This is a genomic window from Gracilimonas sediminicola (assembly GCF_024320785.1).
Classification (GTDB): Bacteria; Bacteroidota; Rhodothermia; order Balneolales; family Balneolaceae; genus Gracilimonas; species Gracilimonas sediminicola.
In genome coordinates this window covers 1-14,692 of sequence record NZ_JANDBC010000002.1, presented here as the reverse complement: position 1 = coordinate 14,692, position 14,692 = coordinate 1, and the positions used below count along the sequence as shown (strand labels likewise).

Genomic DNA, 14,692 nt, shown 5'->3' with positions numbered 1-14,692 from the left:
TTATACTTTGTGTTTGTTTTTCAGTTTATAAACGTACGCCAGGATCTCTGCTACGGCACGATACAGGTCTGCAGGAATGAATTCGTCTTCCTCAGCCGTCGCGTAAAGAGCACGGGCTACAGGTACATTCTCTACAATAGGTATGCCATACTGCTTGGCCAGCTCTTTTATTCTTAAAGCACGCAGCCGTTTTCCCTTCACCATTACTATAGGTGCATTACTTTTTTCGGGATCGTATTTCAGGGCAACGGCGTAGTGGGTCGGGTTGGTTACTACCACATCGGAAGCAAGAACTGCATGATCCATTCTTTTTTGCTGGCGGAGTTTCATTCCGAATTTTCTACGCTGACCTTTTACATGCGGATCACCCTCCATCTGCTTGTATTCGTCTTTTACTTCCTGCTTGGTCATACGCAGGTCTTTTTTATGCTGGAACTGTTGGTACACGGCATCAGCAATGGAAAGAACCAGCAGGGCCGACATAATCCGGGTTACAAATAATAGAATGAAGGAACCGGATTGGCTCATGCTATACTCCAATGGGGAGATGATGAATGAGACAAAGTGGTTGATGTCACTATTTACTGTGAAGTAGGCGACAACCAGGATGATCAGTAGTTTCAGCATTCCCTTTACCAGCTCTACCAGTCCTTTGGTCGAAAAAATATTCTTGAGTCCGCTAAGCGGATTCATTTTGCTGCCTTTAAATTTCAGAGCATCAAAAGAAAAGACCCCTCCGGTTTGCACTACATTTACAAGAATAGCCACCACAAGTAAGCCGATCATGGTTGGGGTAATCATTTCCATACCGGCCCATAATGCATCCTGCAGGTAGCGCGTAGCTTCCTCCTGATCGGCGAATCCTCTGCCCGCATTCGAAAAGAAAGACTCGAACAGCTTGGTAAGCCGGTCACCGATTATACCACTCATCGCTACAAACGATATAATCGCTGTAACCATAAGAGCTACCGAGGAGACCTCCTTACTGATGCTGACATTCCCTTCCTTCCTCGCATCATCGAGGCGTTTCTGGGAGGGTTCCTCCGTTTTTTCCTGATCTGATTTATTATCTGCCATGTCCCATTGGTATCAAAAACAGTACCACGGTCGCCGGCTTCAAATTCGGCTGATTTAAGGGGGATGATGGGAAAGAGACAGGACAAAAAATCCAGCTAACGGAAAACATTTCCCTAAAAGAGGAAGGCGGGGGTAGGGTGCAACTTTTCCCGGTTCAGGAAATTCTTTCTGTGGTATAAGCCTGACACCTGAAGCAGCATTAATAGCCGATTCAGTACTCTAATAAGTGATTTAATCCTTTTTAAAACATCTCTAAAGACTGTTTAAGAAGCCTGCTCAGTGCCGAAATCAAGCACCTTTTCAACCGACTGGCACAGATTTTGTAATTCAATCCGTGAGAATCGCAGGAAATGTTCTCCATGGTTCTCGGCGGATTTTTCAAATCCTTAAATGATGATCACAAACAGTTACCCATGATTGACAGATTATATACCCAAATGCAGGCGATGCAGGTTTTGAACCGGTCTCAGGAAATGACCGCGGATAACTTGTCGAATATTAATACGCCGGGCTTTAAAGGTACCAAAGTGTTTTACCGGATGTTTCAGGAGAACGTGAATGGGAAAACCATCTCAAAAAGTGTACCCATGCAACAGGTGAACCTGGAGCAGGGCGTTCTGGAGCCAACCGGTAATGAATTTGATATGGGTATCAACGGGGATGGATTCTTTGTAGTGGAAGAAAATGGTGAACAGTTTTTAACCCGCGACGGCCGGTTTCACCTTAATCCCGACGGATACCTGGTAAACAGTTCCGGTGCTAAAGTGATGGGAGATTCCGGCCCGGTTCAGCTTGCAGAATATATGCAGTCGAACGGAGAAACAGGTGGGAATGCCATGCTGGAAGTATCTAAAGATGGAACCATCCGGCTGAATAATAAAGCACAAGACCGCCTGCGCATTGTGAATGTGGAAGACCCGGCCATGCTTAACCGAAAAGGGAGTGCTTATTTCTCGGTGATAGATGAAGACATGCTTTCAGAAGATAGCACCGGGATGGTGATGCAGGGATATTATGAAAAAGGAAATGTACAGCCCCTGACGGAGATGGTGGATATGATGAGAAACATGCAGGCTTTTGAAAGCCAGCAGCGTGCATTGAAAACAACAGACGAAATGCTTTCTCAGGTAACCACCCGACTGGGCAGATTTTAATTATCAAACAACAGAATAAACAACAGCATTATGTTTAGAGCATTAAGTACAGCCGCACTTGGAATGAGTGCTCAACAGCGATCGGTAGATAACATAGCCAACAACCTGGCTAACGTTGGAACTACCGGTTTTAAAAGAAGCACCATTGCTTTTCAGGATCTATTTTATGAAAACATCGCTTCTTCCAAGCTGGGCAACGCCGGAAATCAAAACTCAAGTGGCCCTTCGCTGCAAATAGGCCACGGTTCCCGTGCCGTAGCCACTATTCGAAACTTTATGCAGGGCTCGGTAGCCGAAACAGGCAATGCCCTGGATTTGGCCGTCAGCGGTGCCGGTTTCTTCCAAGTAGAACTGCCTGATGGTAACATAGGCTATACCCGCGACGGGAATTTCAGTCGCGATGCCACCGGGATGCTCGTAAACAACTCCGGATTGCCACTGGCCAGCCAAATCGAAATCCCAACCGACGCGGTGGCTATTGAAGTCTCCCAAAACGGAACGGTAACTGCCCTGATGGCCGGTGATAATACCCAGGTTGAATTGGGCCAGATTGAACTGGCCAAGTTTTCCAATCCGGGCGGACTTGAAGCCCTTGGTGACAACCTGTTTGCAGAAACAGAATCCTCTGGCATGCCCTTTTTCGGTGAGCCGGGATCAGAAGGATTTGGGGTGGTTCGCCAGGGATACCTGGAACAGTCTAACGTAGATATTGTAACCGAAATGGTACGGCTGATTGAAGCGCAGCGGGCGTATGAGACCAATTCAAAAATGGTTCAAACCGCTGAAGACATGATGTCGGTAACTAACTCCATCAAACGATAAGACCCATAAGCAATCTATAGCATCGTGATACCGATACTCCTCATATTTTTTTCAAGCATCTCTGTGGTAGCGGGGCCGGCGTACCCCACTGCAACTGATGAAACCAGGCAGGTTATTATAGAGAAAGCTCAGGAATCAATAGAGTCAACATTTGACCCAGAGGAGTATCGGTTCACTCTTACTGCCCGGTGGATTCAAGGCAGTTTGCTAAAAGCCCAACCCGAACATGTGCGCTCTGTTAAGCTGCAAGGTACGGTTGAACAATACACCAATTTCGAAGTGCTGTACCTGGACGGGAATTCGATTGAACAAGTTCAGATACAGCTGAAAGTAGAAGCGGAACAAAAGCTTCCGGTTCCCAACCAAAGAATGATGAGCGGGCAAACCATTGAGCCGGGCGATTTAAGCTGGCGTTGGGTACCTGTACGGATGGGGCGGGATAAACCGGTTCGGAGTATGGAAGAGCTGGCAGGAAAGACATTGAGAAGAACCGTGAATCCGGGACAGCCGATTCACCATTCAGAGATAAGTACACCTTTTTTGGTAGAAGCGGGAGAGGATGTTGACCTGATATTCACGGAGTTTGGAATACAAATTATCCTGACTTGTGAGGCTCGCCAAAACGGGGCCATCGACGAAGAAATTCAAATTTATTGCAAAGAAACACGAAACAAATACCTGGGCACAGTTAAAGGTCCGGGAGAAGCATTATGGCAAAAAACACATTAGTAAATCGAATCGTACCTGTTGTTCTTTTTCTGGCGCTGCTATTCTCAGGAACGGGCTATGCACAGAGTTCCCTGTACCGGGATGTGAAAGCAAATCAGGTGGGAGATATTATTACGGTGATCCTAAAGGAAAGCACTTCCGGAAGTTCAACCTCCGATTCCAAACTTTCCACCAGTTCAGATGGATCAGCCAATGGGGCCATAAGCGGTAACTTTCTGCCATTTGAGCCAACTTTTGGCTCCGGCGTGAATGTGAACTACGGTTCTGATCAGAAAAACCTTTCCAGTCAGCGCCAGTTACTCGAAGGCTATATAAGTGTTCAGATTGTTGAAGTGACCGACCGGGGAGACCTGATTGTAGAGGGTAACCGGATGACTGAGGTAAACGGTGAGGTTCACAAAATGTCGATTACCGGAACCGTTCGGCAGAATGATGTGGACAGTCGAAACCAGGTGCTTTCGTATCGCATTGCCAATGCCAATATCAGCTATCAGAAAATGGGCGGCATCAAAAAGAAAAAGCAACACAAGGGCCTCCTCAAGAAAGTGGTGTTTGCTGGCGTCACACTTGGGATGGGTGCTGCCATGATACTGCGCGAACTACAACGATGAACAAGATTACAGAAGCAATCAACATGAAAAAAACTATACTCGCCCAAATTATTGTAGCTCTTGTGGTATTCGGTTTATCCGTTCCATTACAGGCGCAATCTAAGCTGGCTGATCTGGTAGAAATCCAAAATGCAGAACGCACGGAACTGATCGGCTATGGACTGGTTACCGGACTGGACCGCACGGGGGATCGTTCATCCAGCAGCAGGGGATCGGTATTTACCGTTCAGTCGATTGCCAACATGCTGGAGAACTTCGGGATTACCGTCGACGCAGATCGCCTCCGGACCCGAAACGTAGCCGCCGTAATGGTTACAGCCACCATCACCCCGTACCATGCTCCCGGAAGTGAAATTGATATCACTGTTTCCTCTTTGGGAGATGCGAGTAGTTTGCAGGGTGGCGTATTGCTTCAAACTCCGCTTTTTGATCCGGATAACGATGCCGTTTTTGCCAAGGCTCAGGGTCCACTGATTGTAGGGGGAATAACGGCTGAAATTCCCGGCGCCCGGCTCAGCCAAAACCAGACATTGACAGCAACCATCCCAAGCGGTGGGACCGTAGAGCGAAACGAAGAATTCAATTTAAGTACGGAAGAACCTTTGGGGCTGGTCCTGAGAGAACCAAACTATGCCAATGCCCGGAATATGGTTGAAATCATCAACGAAACGTTTGATGAAGAGCTGGCTTCCATGCACCATCCGGGTTTGGTAAAAGTGAATTGGCCGGAAGCCTTCAGAGATCGCGGCACCATGAACGTGTTTACCAGCATCATTCTGGAGCAGGAAATTCAGGTTCAGTCACCGGCTAAAGTAGTTATTAATGAGCGAACCGGAACCATTGTAGCCGGCGGTGAAGTGGTAATTGACGATGTAATGATTTCACACGGAAATATTCAGGTGCGAACCCAGGTAACACCGTATGTAAGTCAGCCTCCGGCATTCAGCGGGGGAGAGACACAGGTGTTTGATGTGCCGGAAGCGGGCATCAATGAGCAGGCGGCCCAAACCATTGTGCTGGAACCGGAGACAAATGTACAGCAGCTGGCCGGTTCCCTGAATGCGCTGGGGCTAAGCCCGAGAGATATCATCTCGATTTTTCAGGCACTGGACAGAGCCGGTGTATTACGTGGCAAACTCATTGTAATGTAGAGAAAAGCAAAAGGAAGAGACATGAAAGTAGACGACTCATTTTTAAACATAGCCCGAAATCAGGTTGATAAAAACAGAAGCCAGGACCTCCAAAAAGAGAAGGCGGCTACTGATTTCGAAGAGATTTTTGCAAAGCATTTGGTGAATGAGCTCACTAAAGATTCGTTTAAGATGTCCGATAAAGGCGGCATGATGGGACAATCGAATAATATGTACAGAAGCTTTATCACCGATGCTCTGGCGAGTGAACTCGCCGCTCAAAGAAAATTAGGAATGGCTGATTTGGTTTCCAGGTACTGGGATCATTCTTCCGCATCCACCAAAAAGTAATTCAATAATTAAGAAACAAAGCAATGTATAACATATCCGATACCACTTCATTAGAACAGATAGCAGAATCGGTTGACCTGCTTCATAATTGCTCCAAACAGATTATTAAGGTGATGGAGGAACAGATTGATGCTATCATCGCTTCAAATGCGGTAAGAATTGAAGAGCTTTCTGACGTGCATGGGAATCTGTCTAAACGCTTTAAAATTCATGAGCAGGAATTCATCAGCGAACTATCCACACTCTTAGCTACCTCGGGTAGTACAGCACCGGTGCGGTTGGTGAGCCTTAAAGAGGTGTTTCCGGAGTCTGTAACTGATATAGAAAACTGGCACAAAACGCTCACCGCTGATACCAAAGACCTGCAGCGTAAGCATAACCAGATTTTGCAACTGCTTGAGTTTGCAATGAGTCAGAATGCCCGCATGATGCAGTCTATGTACAGTGCTCATAATGCCAAAAACACCCATTACGCCCCAACCGGCGAGCAATCAGGAATTACAACAGGTGTAGCTTTTAACCAGGAGATCTGATTATGCGCTCTCTATTTGAAATTTCTAAAAGTGGATTACGAAGTGCCGAGCGTTCGCTTTCGGTTACCTCAAATAATATTGTAAATGCCGACACAAAGGGATATTCCCGACAGCGGATCGATAAGACCCCAAACGGCATGAAGATGACCGGTTATAACACCGGGCTTGGGGTAAATATCTCGAATGTAACCCGTCTCCGAAACGAGATGAACGATGTGATGCTGAACGAAAAGCGGCAAAACATGTCGTTCATGCAGAGCAAAGCCCGGGTTTTTGAACAGCTTGAGGCCAGTATGGCTTCCGATTCAGGCAGCGATCTGGACCTGAGTATCAGCAACTTGCTGGATACTTTTTCTGAGCTGTCCACCGACCCGCAGGATATCAGCGTTCGCAACAGCCTGATCAGTGATGCCCGGCAAATGACCACTAAATTTAAGGATGTGAGCCGGAATATAGATCGTACCAGCGACCTGATTCTGGAGTCATCAAACAGTACTATTAATGCAATTAACGGCTTGCTGGGAGAAATTCATTCTCTGAATCAGACCATTGCTCAGGCCGATGCTGCAGGAGCTCCCGATAATACAAGTCTGGATCTGAGGGTGCGAAAGCTGGAGGAGTTGTCTGAGCTTACCGACTACGAAATAAGCGCCAACGATTCCAATGCCGTTGAATTACGCATTGGTGGGGTGAAGGTGCTGGATGCAGAAAAAGCAGATCATCTGAAAGCTGAAATCAACGATGTGGATAAAACCTATCAGATTCGACTTGAAAGTGGGAAAACGGTGGAGCCTCAGGGCGGTCAGCTTGGTGCTGAGCTTGAGATGTATCAAACCGAAATACCCGCATTGAAAGACCGGCTGGATGAACTCGCATCAACAATAGTGACCGAATTTAATGCCATTCACTCCGGCGGTTATGGATTGAATGATAACGTAAGCCGAAACTTTTTCAACCCAACCAACACCACTGCTGATACCATCAGCCTGAACCAGGTTTTGGTGGATGATCCGACAAATATTGCGGCATCAGATACGGACGGTGAAGCTGGGAATGGTGAAACGGCTCTACAGATCGCAGAACTTCGCAGCCAACAACTGATTGGCGGAAGAAAGCTGATTGATTATTCCGTGGATTTGATTACATCGGCCGGGAATAGCCTGAGCAGCCTGAACTCTCAGATAGAAGCCCGGGATTCCGAAATTCAGATGCTGACGACCCAGCAGGAGAGGGAAGCGGGAGTGAATATTGATGAAGAGCTAAGCCTGATGATTCAATATCAAAATGCTTATCAGGGAGCGGCCAAAGTAATGTCGGCCGCACAGAATATGTACGACACACTCATCGGAATTTTGAGGTAAATCATGAGAATTACACAGAAAACTATTTTTGGAAACTTCATGCGCGATATCAATAAGAATCGCGGTGAAATGGCAAAGATTCAGTCTGACCTTTCCAGTGGGAAAACAGTCAGGGTGCCATCACAAGACCCTGTTTCTTTCCAGCGAAGCCGGATTCTGACCGAAGACATCCGCAAGGAAGAGCAATTTCAGAGCAATATCGAAAGTGGCCTTCGGCAAAGCCGGTTGGCCCAGGATGCTCTTGATGAAACCATCGACCGGCTGATTGAGATTAAGGAAAAGGTTGTGCAGGGAGCATCCAGCTCGTTGGGAGAAAGCAACCGGGCCAGTATGGCCGATTCCATTTCAGGCATCAGAGATAGCCTGATCAGTACCCTGAACCTGAGCTACGGCGACCGCTATTTATTTGCCGGCACCAACAGCGGTGAAAAGCCTTTTGAACTGGACGGTACGGCCGTGGGTGGAGTTTCAAACGGAAGTAACAACAAATCGCCTAAAGTACAGGCCGGAGATGGTGTCAATATCGACATCAGTGTAACCGGTTCGGAAATCAGAAATACACCGGCGGGTGATCTTTTTGAGGTGATTGGAAATATTGAACAGGCTTTGCGTGATAACGACGTAACTGCTTTGAATAACCTGCTGCCTGATGTGGATGAGTCCATTGAGCATGTGACGGATGTGACCTCAAGATTGGGGAATAATATCAACCGGATGGACTTCATGTTTGAACAATATGAAGCCACCCGAATTACGAAAGAAGCGGATATCAGTCGCTTGGTAGATACGGATTATGCAGAAGCATTCTCGGATTTACAGCGGATTGAAGTAGCGTATGAGTCGGCAATGGCGGTTCATACTACAATGTTCAAAAATACCCTGCTCGATTATCTCTAAGCCTGAACCTTGAAATTAGAATCGGAATCAATAGTCATGAAAGAAGAAACTAAATACAAAGAGTGGATTGATTTGGTCGTTTATCTGACCGACATCAAATACCTGAATTCAACCAAGATTGCTGAATGGGATTCTATTTTCAACAGCATCAGGATTGTTAGCCCGGCCGAACGTCCGGATCATTTGGATGAACACATCGGGTGGCGAACTTCTGAGAAAGAAGAACAGCGATCCGATATCTGGAATGAGATGCTGGCACAATCTGATAAAGAGTGGACCCTTTTTGTGGAAGATGATGAAGTCATTCAATTCAATGATTTTCCCAATGAGGCGGAGGTCCATGAAAAGAAATGGGCTCCGGCGCTGATTGTTCATACCCAGAATGAAAAGCTATATCAGCATTATCAAATTCGCCTGGTTCAGAAAGGAAAAACCCAGGTATTTGATGGTAAGAATCTTCCGGATTGTACCCGGTTCATCACCCAGAATGAAATTGGGTTGGCTTCCATGCCCATTATGATTGAAAGGAAAACAAATCCGGTTCAGGAAGTAAACCCTTCGGATGAATTAACGCTTCAATCCTACTCTCCACAGTTATACCTGGTTCAGGGAGATCAGTATTTCAAAGAGGGAAAATATGTGCATGCCGCTGCACAATACCGGCAGTTACTTAAGAAAAGCCGGTTGTTACCTTTTGATCGCTTAGGAGCAGTGAATGGATTGGCAAGTTGTTTGGCCGAACAGTATAAATGGCCGCAGGCATTGGCACTGACGGAGAAATCGTTGGATGCAGAGCCTCTGCAAAGTCTTCCTTACCTGATTCAGTTCAAAATCTTTCAGCTGCAAAAGAAATGGAAGCAAGCCTTTCAGTCGCTGAACAGCTATTACGAACGACTTGAGCTTTATTCACTCGCCAATTTTGATGTGAAAATCTCCGAAGAAGAGACCTTGATTAACCTGGCTGATCTTGCATTGAAATCCGGTTTAAGGGAAGAAGCCTCCAAACTTCTGAACGAACTGTTTGCTGTTAAAAACGGAGAGGTGGACCGCACGTTTCTGCGTCAGCTTTTAGTGCTGTCGATTGAACTTACGGACTTCGAAAAGTCGGAATTTTTCTTCAATAAAATGTTTGAAGATGAGGTAGGATCCGGGACCATGGACGATGAAATCAGGGAAGAGCTCAACGATTACATGACTATGTTTATGCAAAATGAGTGGCACGAGTTTGTGTACGAGTTGTATTGGGAACTCTACAATTCAAACCCGCAAATTGATGAATACCGGCGCAGACTGATTGTGGCATCCGTTAAGACCAACCGAGTAGAACAAGCCCAGAAGTTAGTAGCAAAAGTAGCCTGATTGCTTGCCTGTTACCCGGTTACATAAATCGGGTCATTCCTGAGCACAAGAATGCTGAAATAGGGCCGGGATAGTAACCGCGAAGGATCTTTGCCGCGAAATACTTGGTAAGTAATTCTTCATTACATCTGTTTGAATAAAAATCATGGTAACCCTGCAATCATGCCAATCAAGGTTCCTTAGTTTATGAACCTTGATTTATGGGATTGAAAGATTGCCTTGATTAGATCAGGCATCAAATTTTGATAGGGATCATTTCTTAAGCTGTCTGTAAAACATTTCATTGCCAAGGTTCATCCTTTTTTAGTTGGCAGGCGCTACGCTCTGAATGATGTTGGTTGGTTTAGGAGAAGAGAATAGATTCTGAGTCATCCTGAGCACAAGAATACTAAAGCAGGGCCGGGATAGTAACCGCGAAGGATCTTTGCCGCGAAATACTTGGTAAGTAGTTCTTCATTACCCCGTTTTGAAAAGCAACCATGGTAATCCTTTAATAATGACATTTACAGAATTCTATCTAAAATGTGCATAATTTTGATATCGCTTTTAGCTCTCAGTTAGAATCGTTAATATTATCACGTGAAAATTTCTGCAACATATCGCTTCATTGCATCTTTGCTAAGCCTGAGCATACTCATTGGTGTTTCACTTCCAACAGGCCTGCACGCCAAAGACTTGGAAGAATGTGATGCCATGGAAACCATGCATGCTGATCATAAAATGCCTATGACCATGATGGCGGGACACGATGACTGCCCCATGGAGCATCAGCACAAGAACGAGGAGGCAAATCCTGCCATATCAATGGTAGGAATGCACGATTACGGTTTTGCCTGTGCCTGCAGTATCGATGAAGCACCGGTTAAAACCGAAGCGCCAGTTTTCCAAAAAGTGAAAGCAAAGGTTTTGGCTGTTGTCCAGGTTATTGCGGAAGATCATACCACTAAAACTGAATCCGACAACCACGCTATTCTAATTTCGGATTCCTATTCACCACCACCCATCTTTTTAGCCAACGAGACTTTTTTGATTTAGGGATCGGTACATCTTTTCTACCCTAAAGTCATTCCTGTAACGTCAGGAACCTTGATTCTTGTACTATCTATCTATTGTAAAAAATAGGCTTCAAGGTCTCAGTTATCTATCGAGAGATGACCGCTTTTTTAATTGTACCGATTCATCAATAATAAACTCATGCTAAATAAAACCATCCGGTTTTTCCTGGAAAATAAGCTTGTTGCTGTACTATTCTTGTTAGTCTTAGTAGGCTGGGGACTTGCAGTAGCTCCCTTTAACTGGAATCTTGACTTTCTTCCTCGGGATCGTGTTCCTGTGGATGCTATTCCCAACCTTGGGGAGAACCAACAGATCGTTTACACTGATTGGGAAGGACAATCACCTCAAGATATAGAAGACCAGGTTACCTATCCTTTGACCACTCAGTTACTGACTGTGCCTGGCATCAAAACCGTTCGAAGTAATTCGATGACCGGTCTTTCCATCATTTATATCATTTTCGAAGAGGATGTGGATTATTATTGGAGTCGCTCCCGCATCCTTGAAAAACTAAACTCACTTCCGGCAGGCACTATTCCTCAAACTGCAAAGCCCGCCCTTGGTCCTGATGCTACCGGACTGGGACAGATATTTTGGTACACGCTGGAAGGCAGGGATCAAAGTGGAGAGCCCGCAGGTGGCTGGGACCCCCAGGAGTTACGGTCTATACAAGATTTTTATGTGAAATACGGGCTATCAGGAGCTCAAGGTGTGGCAGAAGTCGCCTCCATTGGAGGGTACGTAAAAGAGTATCAGATCGACATCGATCCAAACAAACTAAAAACATATGGGGTTACCCTGCCTGAAGTAATTGATGCGGTTCGGAAAACCAATGCTGAGACCGGTGCCCGAACTATTGAAATGAATAACGTGGAATACCTGGTTCGGGGAATTGGGTACATAGAAAACCTGGAAGATTTGGAATCTGCTGTGGTTAAAGTAGTGGATAATACGCCCATTCGAATTCAGGACGTAGCCTTCGTAAGTATGGGGCCGGCTCCACGAAGAGGTGTGCTGGATAAGGCTGGAGCAGAAGCCGTTGGTGGAGTAGTCGTAGCCCGGCAAGGTGCAAATCCCCAGCAGGTAATTGATAATATAAAAGCACAGATCAAGGAGATTTCTGCCGGCCTGCCTGTAAAAACCCTTGAAGACGGAACCGAATCTCAAGTCACTATTGTCCCATTTTATGATCGCTCTACGCTGATCTCTGAAACCTTGGGGACGCTCGAAGAAGCTCTCACGCTTCAAATACTGATTACCATTATCGTGATCGTTATAATGGTACTGAATCTGCGAACTTCGGTGCTAATTTCTGCAATGCTCCCCATTGCTGTACTCATGACCTTCATTGCTATGAAGTATTTTGGGGTGGATGCTAACATTGTGGCCCTTTCCGGGATCGCTATTGCCATTGGTACCATTGTGGATATGGGAGTCATTCTTTCTGAGAATATGCTCCGGCATTTGGAAGAAATGGAGGAAGATGAATCACTTCTGGAAGTTATATACAATGCTACTTTAGAAGTAGTCGGGGCTGTATTGACGGCCATAACTACCACCATTGTGAGTTTTCTCCCGGTCTTTACGATGATCGCTGCCGAAGGGAAACTATTCAAACCATTGGCTTACACTAAAACCTTCGCGCTGATTGCTTCCATTATCATTACAATCACACTGATTCCACCCTTTGCCCATTGGTTCTTTGGGTTAAAGATCAACAATCGGAAATTAAAACTGAGCTGGAACGGTTTGCTGGCGATCGGAGGATTCATTGCCATGTTGACTGTTTCAGGTTGGGGTGGTCTGTTGATCATGGGCTTCGGACTCATCAATGGTATGGGATTCTTTTTAGGCGAAGAATATCACAAACGAATTCCATTTCTCAACAACGCCCTTTCTGTAGTAGTAGTCACCTGGCTACTGACAGAATACTGGCTTCCTTTTGGCCCATCAGTCTCTTTTGTAGGTAATTTGTTTTTTATCGTTTTAGTGATCGCCCTTATTCTTGCCACCTTCTGGCTCATCATCAAATATTATCAACCCATTATTAGTTGGTGTCTGGATCATAAAAAGGTTTTTCTAACCCTCCCATCCTTTTTCGTGATTTTTGGGGTGGTAATTTGGCTGGGCTTTGCAACTACCTTTGGATTTGTAGCCAAAAGCTTTAATACGGTCGGGGTTGATATAAGCGAAACATCCGTTTGGACTTCAGCGTCCGAAGCTTTTCCAGGACTGGGTGAAGAATTTATGCCCGCACTGGATGAAGGAGCTTTCCTTTTGATGCCTACTACGATGCCTCACGCAGGTGTAGAAGAGGCAGAAGACGTGATGCGTAAAATTGACCTGTCTGTTAACTCCATACCAGAAGTTGAAATGGTTGTTGGAAAAATGGGCCGGGCTGAATCAGCCTTAGACCCGGCACCTATCTCCATGTTCGAAAATGTGATTCAATATAAATCGGAATACAAAACGGATGAAAATGGCCGACGGATGCGATTCGAGGTCAATGATTCAGGGGAGTTTGTAAGAGATAAAGATGGAGAACTGATCCCGGATAAAAACGGTGAGTATTATCGCCAGTGGCGCGATCATATTCACTCCCCGGATGATATCTGGGATGAAATTGTAGCCGCCGCACGCATACCCGGAACTACCTCGGCACCAAAACTTCAACCCATTGAAACACGATTGGTGATGCTGCAATCTGGCATGAGAGCCCCTATGGGTGTCAAAGTAAAGGGAAGTGATCTTCAAGAAATCGAAAATTTTGGTTTACAATTGGAAGATGTCCTGAAGAATGCTGAAGGGGTAAAAGCTTCATCCGTTTTTGCGGAACGTATTGTTGGTAAACCCTATCTGGAAGTTCACTGGAACCGGGAACAATTGGCTCGTTATGGGTTATCCGTTCAGGATGTGCAGCAATTTATGGCGATGGGTGTGGGTGGGATGGCAGTCTCAACCTCCGTTGAAGGGCGAGAGCGATACCCCATTCGTGTTCGTTTTGCCCGCGAGTTAAGAGATAACCCTGAGGCTTTAAATGAACTTTTGGTTCCCACCAAAACGGGTGTTCAAGTACCTCTTTCACAACTGGCTGAGATTAAATACCGCCAAGGACCACAAGCTATCAAAAGCGAAGATACGTTCCTGGTGGGTTATGTAATCTTCGATAAGTTAGATGGTTTTGCTGAAATTGAAGTGGTAGAAAATGCCAGACGTGCTATTGAAGAGAGTGTGAACTCCGGTATCATAGCGATTCCCGCAGGTATCAATTTCGAATTCGCGGGTAACTATGAGAATCAGGTACGAGCTGAGAAACGGCTAAGCGTTATCCTGCCTATTGCGCTGGTCATTATCTTCCTGATCATGTATTTCCAATTTCGGTCTGTGGCTACTACATCCATGATCTTCAGTAGCATTTTTGTGGCCTGGGCGGGGGGATTCCTGCTCGTCTGGCTCTACGGTCAGGGATGGTTTCTGAATTTTGATCTGTTTGGTCAAAATCTTCGGGATCTGTTTCAAATGGGAACCGTGAACTTAAGTGTGGCTGTGTGGGTGGGATTCATCGCCTTATTTGGAATAGCGGCTGACGGAGGTGTAGTGATGGCAACCTAT

Annotated in this window: 13 protein-coding genes; 12 read left to right on the top strand and 1 reads right to left on the bottom strand. The window is 45.8% G+C overall.

Annotation, left to right across the window (positions count from 1 at the left end; all coding sequences use genetic code 11):
* On the bottom strand, positions 1 to 1,077 hold the full coding sequence (flhB, locus tag NM125_RS09855) for a flagellar biosynthesis protein FlhB (protein WP_255134747.1): 1,077 nt from the start codon (positions 1,075 to 1,077) through the stop codon (positions 1 to 3).
* Between the two features lie 413 nt (positions 1,078 to 1,490).
* On the opposite strand from flhB, the gene NM125_RS09850 reads away from it, so the two are divergent.
* The 12 genes from NM125_RS09850 to NM125_RS09795 form a co-directional block, all read left to right on the top strand.
* Complete coding sequence (locus NM125_RS09850; protein WP_255134746.1) at positions 1,491 to 2,231, top strand: flagellar hook-basal body protein; 741 nt, start codon at positions 1,491 to 1,493, stop codon at positions 2,229 to 2,231.
* Positions 2,232 to 2,261: 30 nt separating this feature from the next.
* Positions 2,262 to 3,053 carry a flagellar basal-body rod protein FlgG gene (flgG, locus tag NM125_RS09845; RefSeq protein WP_255134745.1) on the top strand — a complete coding sequence of 264 codons (792 nt, stop codon included), beginning with the start codon at positions 2,262 to 2,264 and terminating at the stop codon, positions 3,051 to 3,053.
* A gap of 24 nt (positions 3,054 to 3,077) precedes the next feature.
* Positions 3,078 to 3,782 (top strand): flagellar basal body P-ring formation chaperone FlgA, encoded by a 705-nt coding sequence (gene flgA / locus NM125_RS09840; protein ID WP_255134744.1) that lies wholly within the window; start codon positions 3,078 to 3,080, stop codon positions 3,780 to 3,782.
* Positions 3,764 to 4,393, top strand: a complete 630-nt coding sequence (locus NM125_RS09835) for a flagellar basal body L-ring protein FlgH (RefSeq protein WP_255134743.1) — start codon at positions 3,764 to 3,766, stop codon at positions 4,391 to 4,393. The genes flgA and NM125_RS09835 overlap by 19 nt, the downstream gene beginning before the upstream one ends.
* Positions 4,394 to 4,416: 23 nt before the next feature.
* Positions 4,417 to 5,544 (top strand): flagellar basal body P-ring protein FlgI, encoded by a 1,128-nt coding sequence (flgI, locus tag NM125_RS09830; RefSeq protein ID WP_255134742.1) that lies wholly within the window; start codon positions 4,417 to 4,419, stop codon positions 5,542 to 5,544.
* Between the two features lie 21 nt (positions 5,545 to 5,565).
* Complete coding sequence (locus NM125_RS09825; RefSeq protein ID WP_255134741.1) at positions 5,566 to 5,874, top strand: hypothetical protein; 309 nt, start codon at positions 5,566 to 5,568, stop codon at positions 5,872 to 5,874.
* Positions 5,875 to 5,897: 23 nt separating this feature from the next.
* Entirely contained in the window at positions 5,898 to 6,407 is a 510-nt protein-coding gene (gene flgN, locus NM125_RS09820; RefSeq protein WP_255134740.1) for a flagellar export chaperone FlgN, read from the top strand.
* A gap of 2 nt (positions 6,408 to 6,409) precedes the next feature.
* Entirely contained in the window at positions 6,410 to 7,768 is a 1,359-nt protein-coding gene (gene flgK, locus NM125_RS09815) for a flagellar hook-associated protein FlgK (RefSeq protein ID WP_255134739.1), read from the top strand.
* A 3-nt stretch (positions 7,769 to 7,771) separates the two neighbouring features.
* Entirely contained in the window at positions 7,772 to 8,665 is an 894-nt protein-coding gene (flgL, locus tag NM125_RS09810; RefSeq protein ID WP_255134738.1) for a flagellar hook-associated protein FlgL, read from the top strand.
* A gap of 36 nt (positions 8,666 to 8,701) precedes the next feature.
* A complete protein-coding gene (locus NM125_RS09805; RefSeq protein ID WP_255134737.1) occupies positions 8,702 to 10,024 on the top strand; it encodes a tetratricopeptide repeat protein in 1,323 nt (440 codons plus the stop codon).
* A 579-nt stretch (positions 10,025 to 10,603) separates the two neighbouring features.
* Entirely contained in the window at positions 10,604 to 11,059 is a 456-nt protein-coding gene (locus tag NM125_RS09800; RefSeq protein WP_255134736.1) for a hypothetical protein, read from the top strand.
* 159 nt (positions 11,060 to 11,218) lie between these two features.
* Positions 11,219 to 14,692 (top strand): efflux RND transporter permease subunit (locus NM125_RS09795; protein ID WP_255134735.1); only part of this gene is annotated, 3,474 nt, incomplete at its 3' end.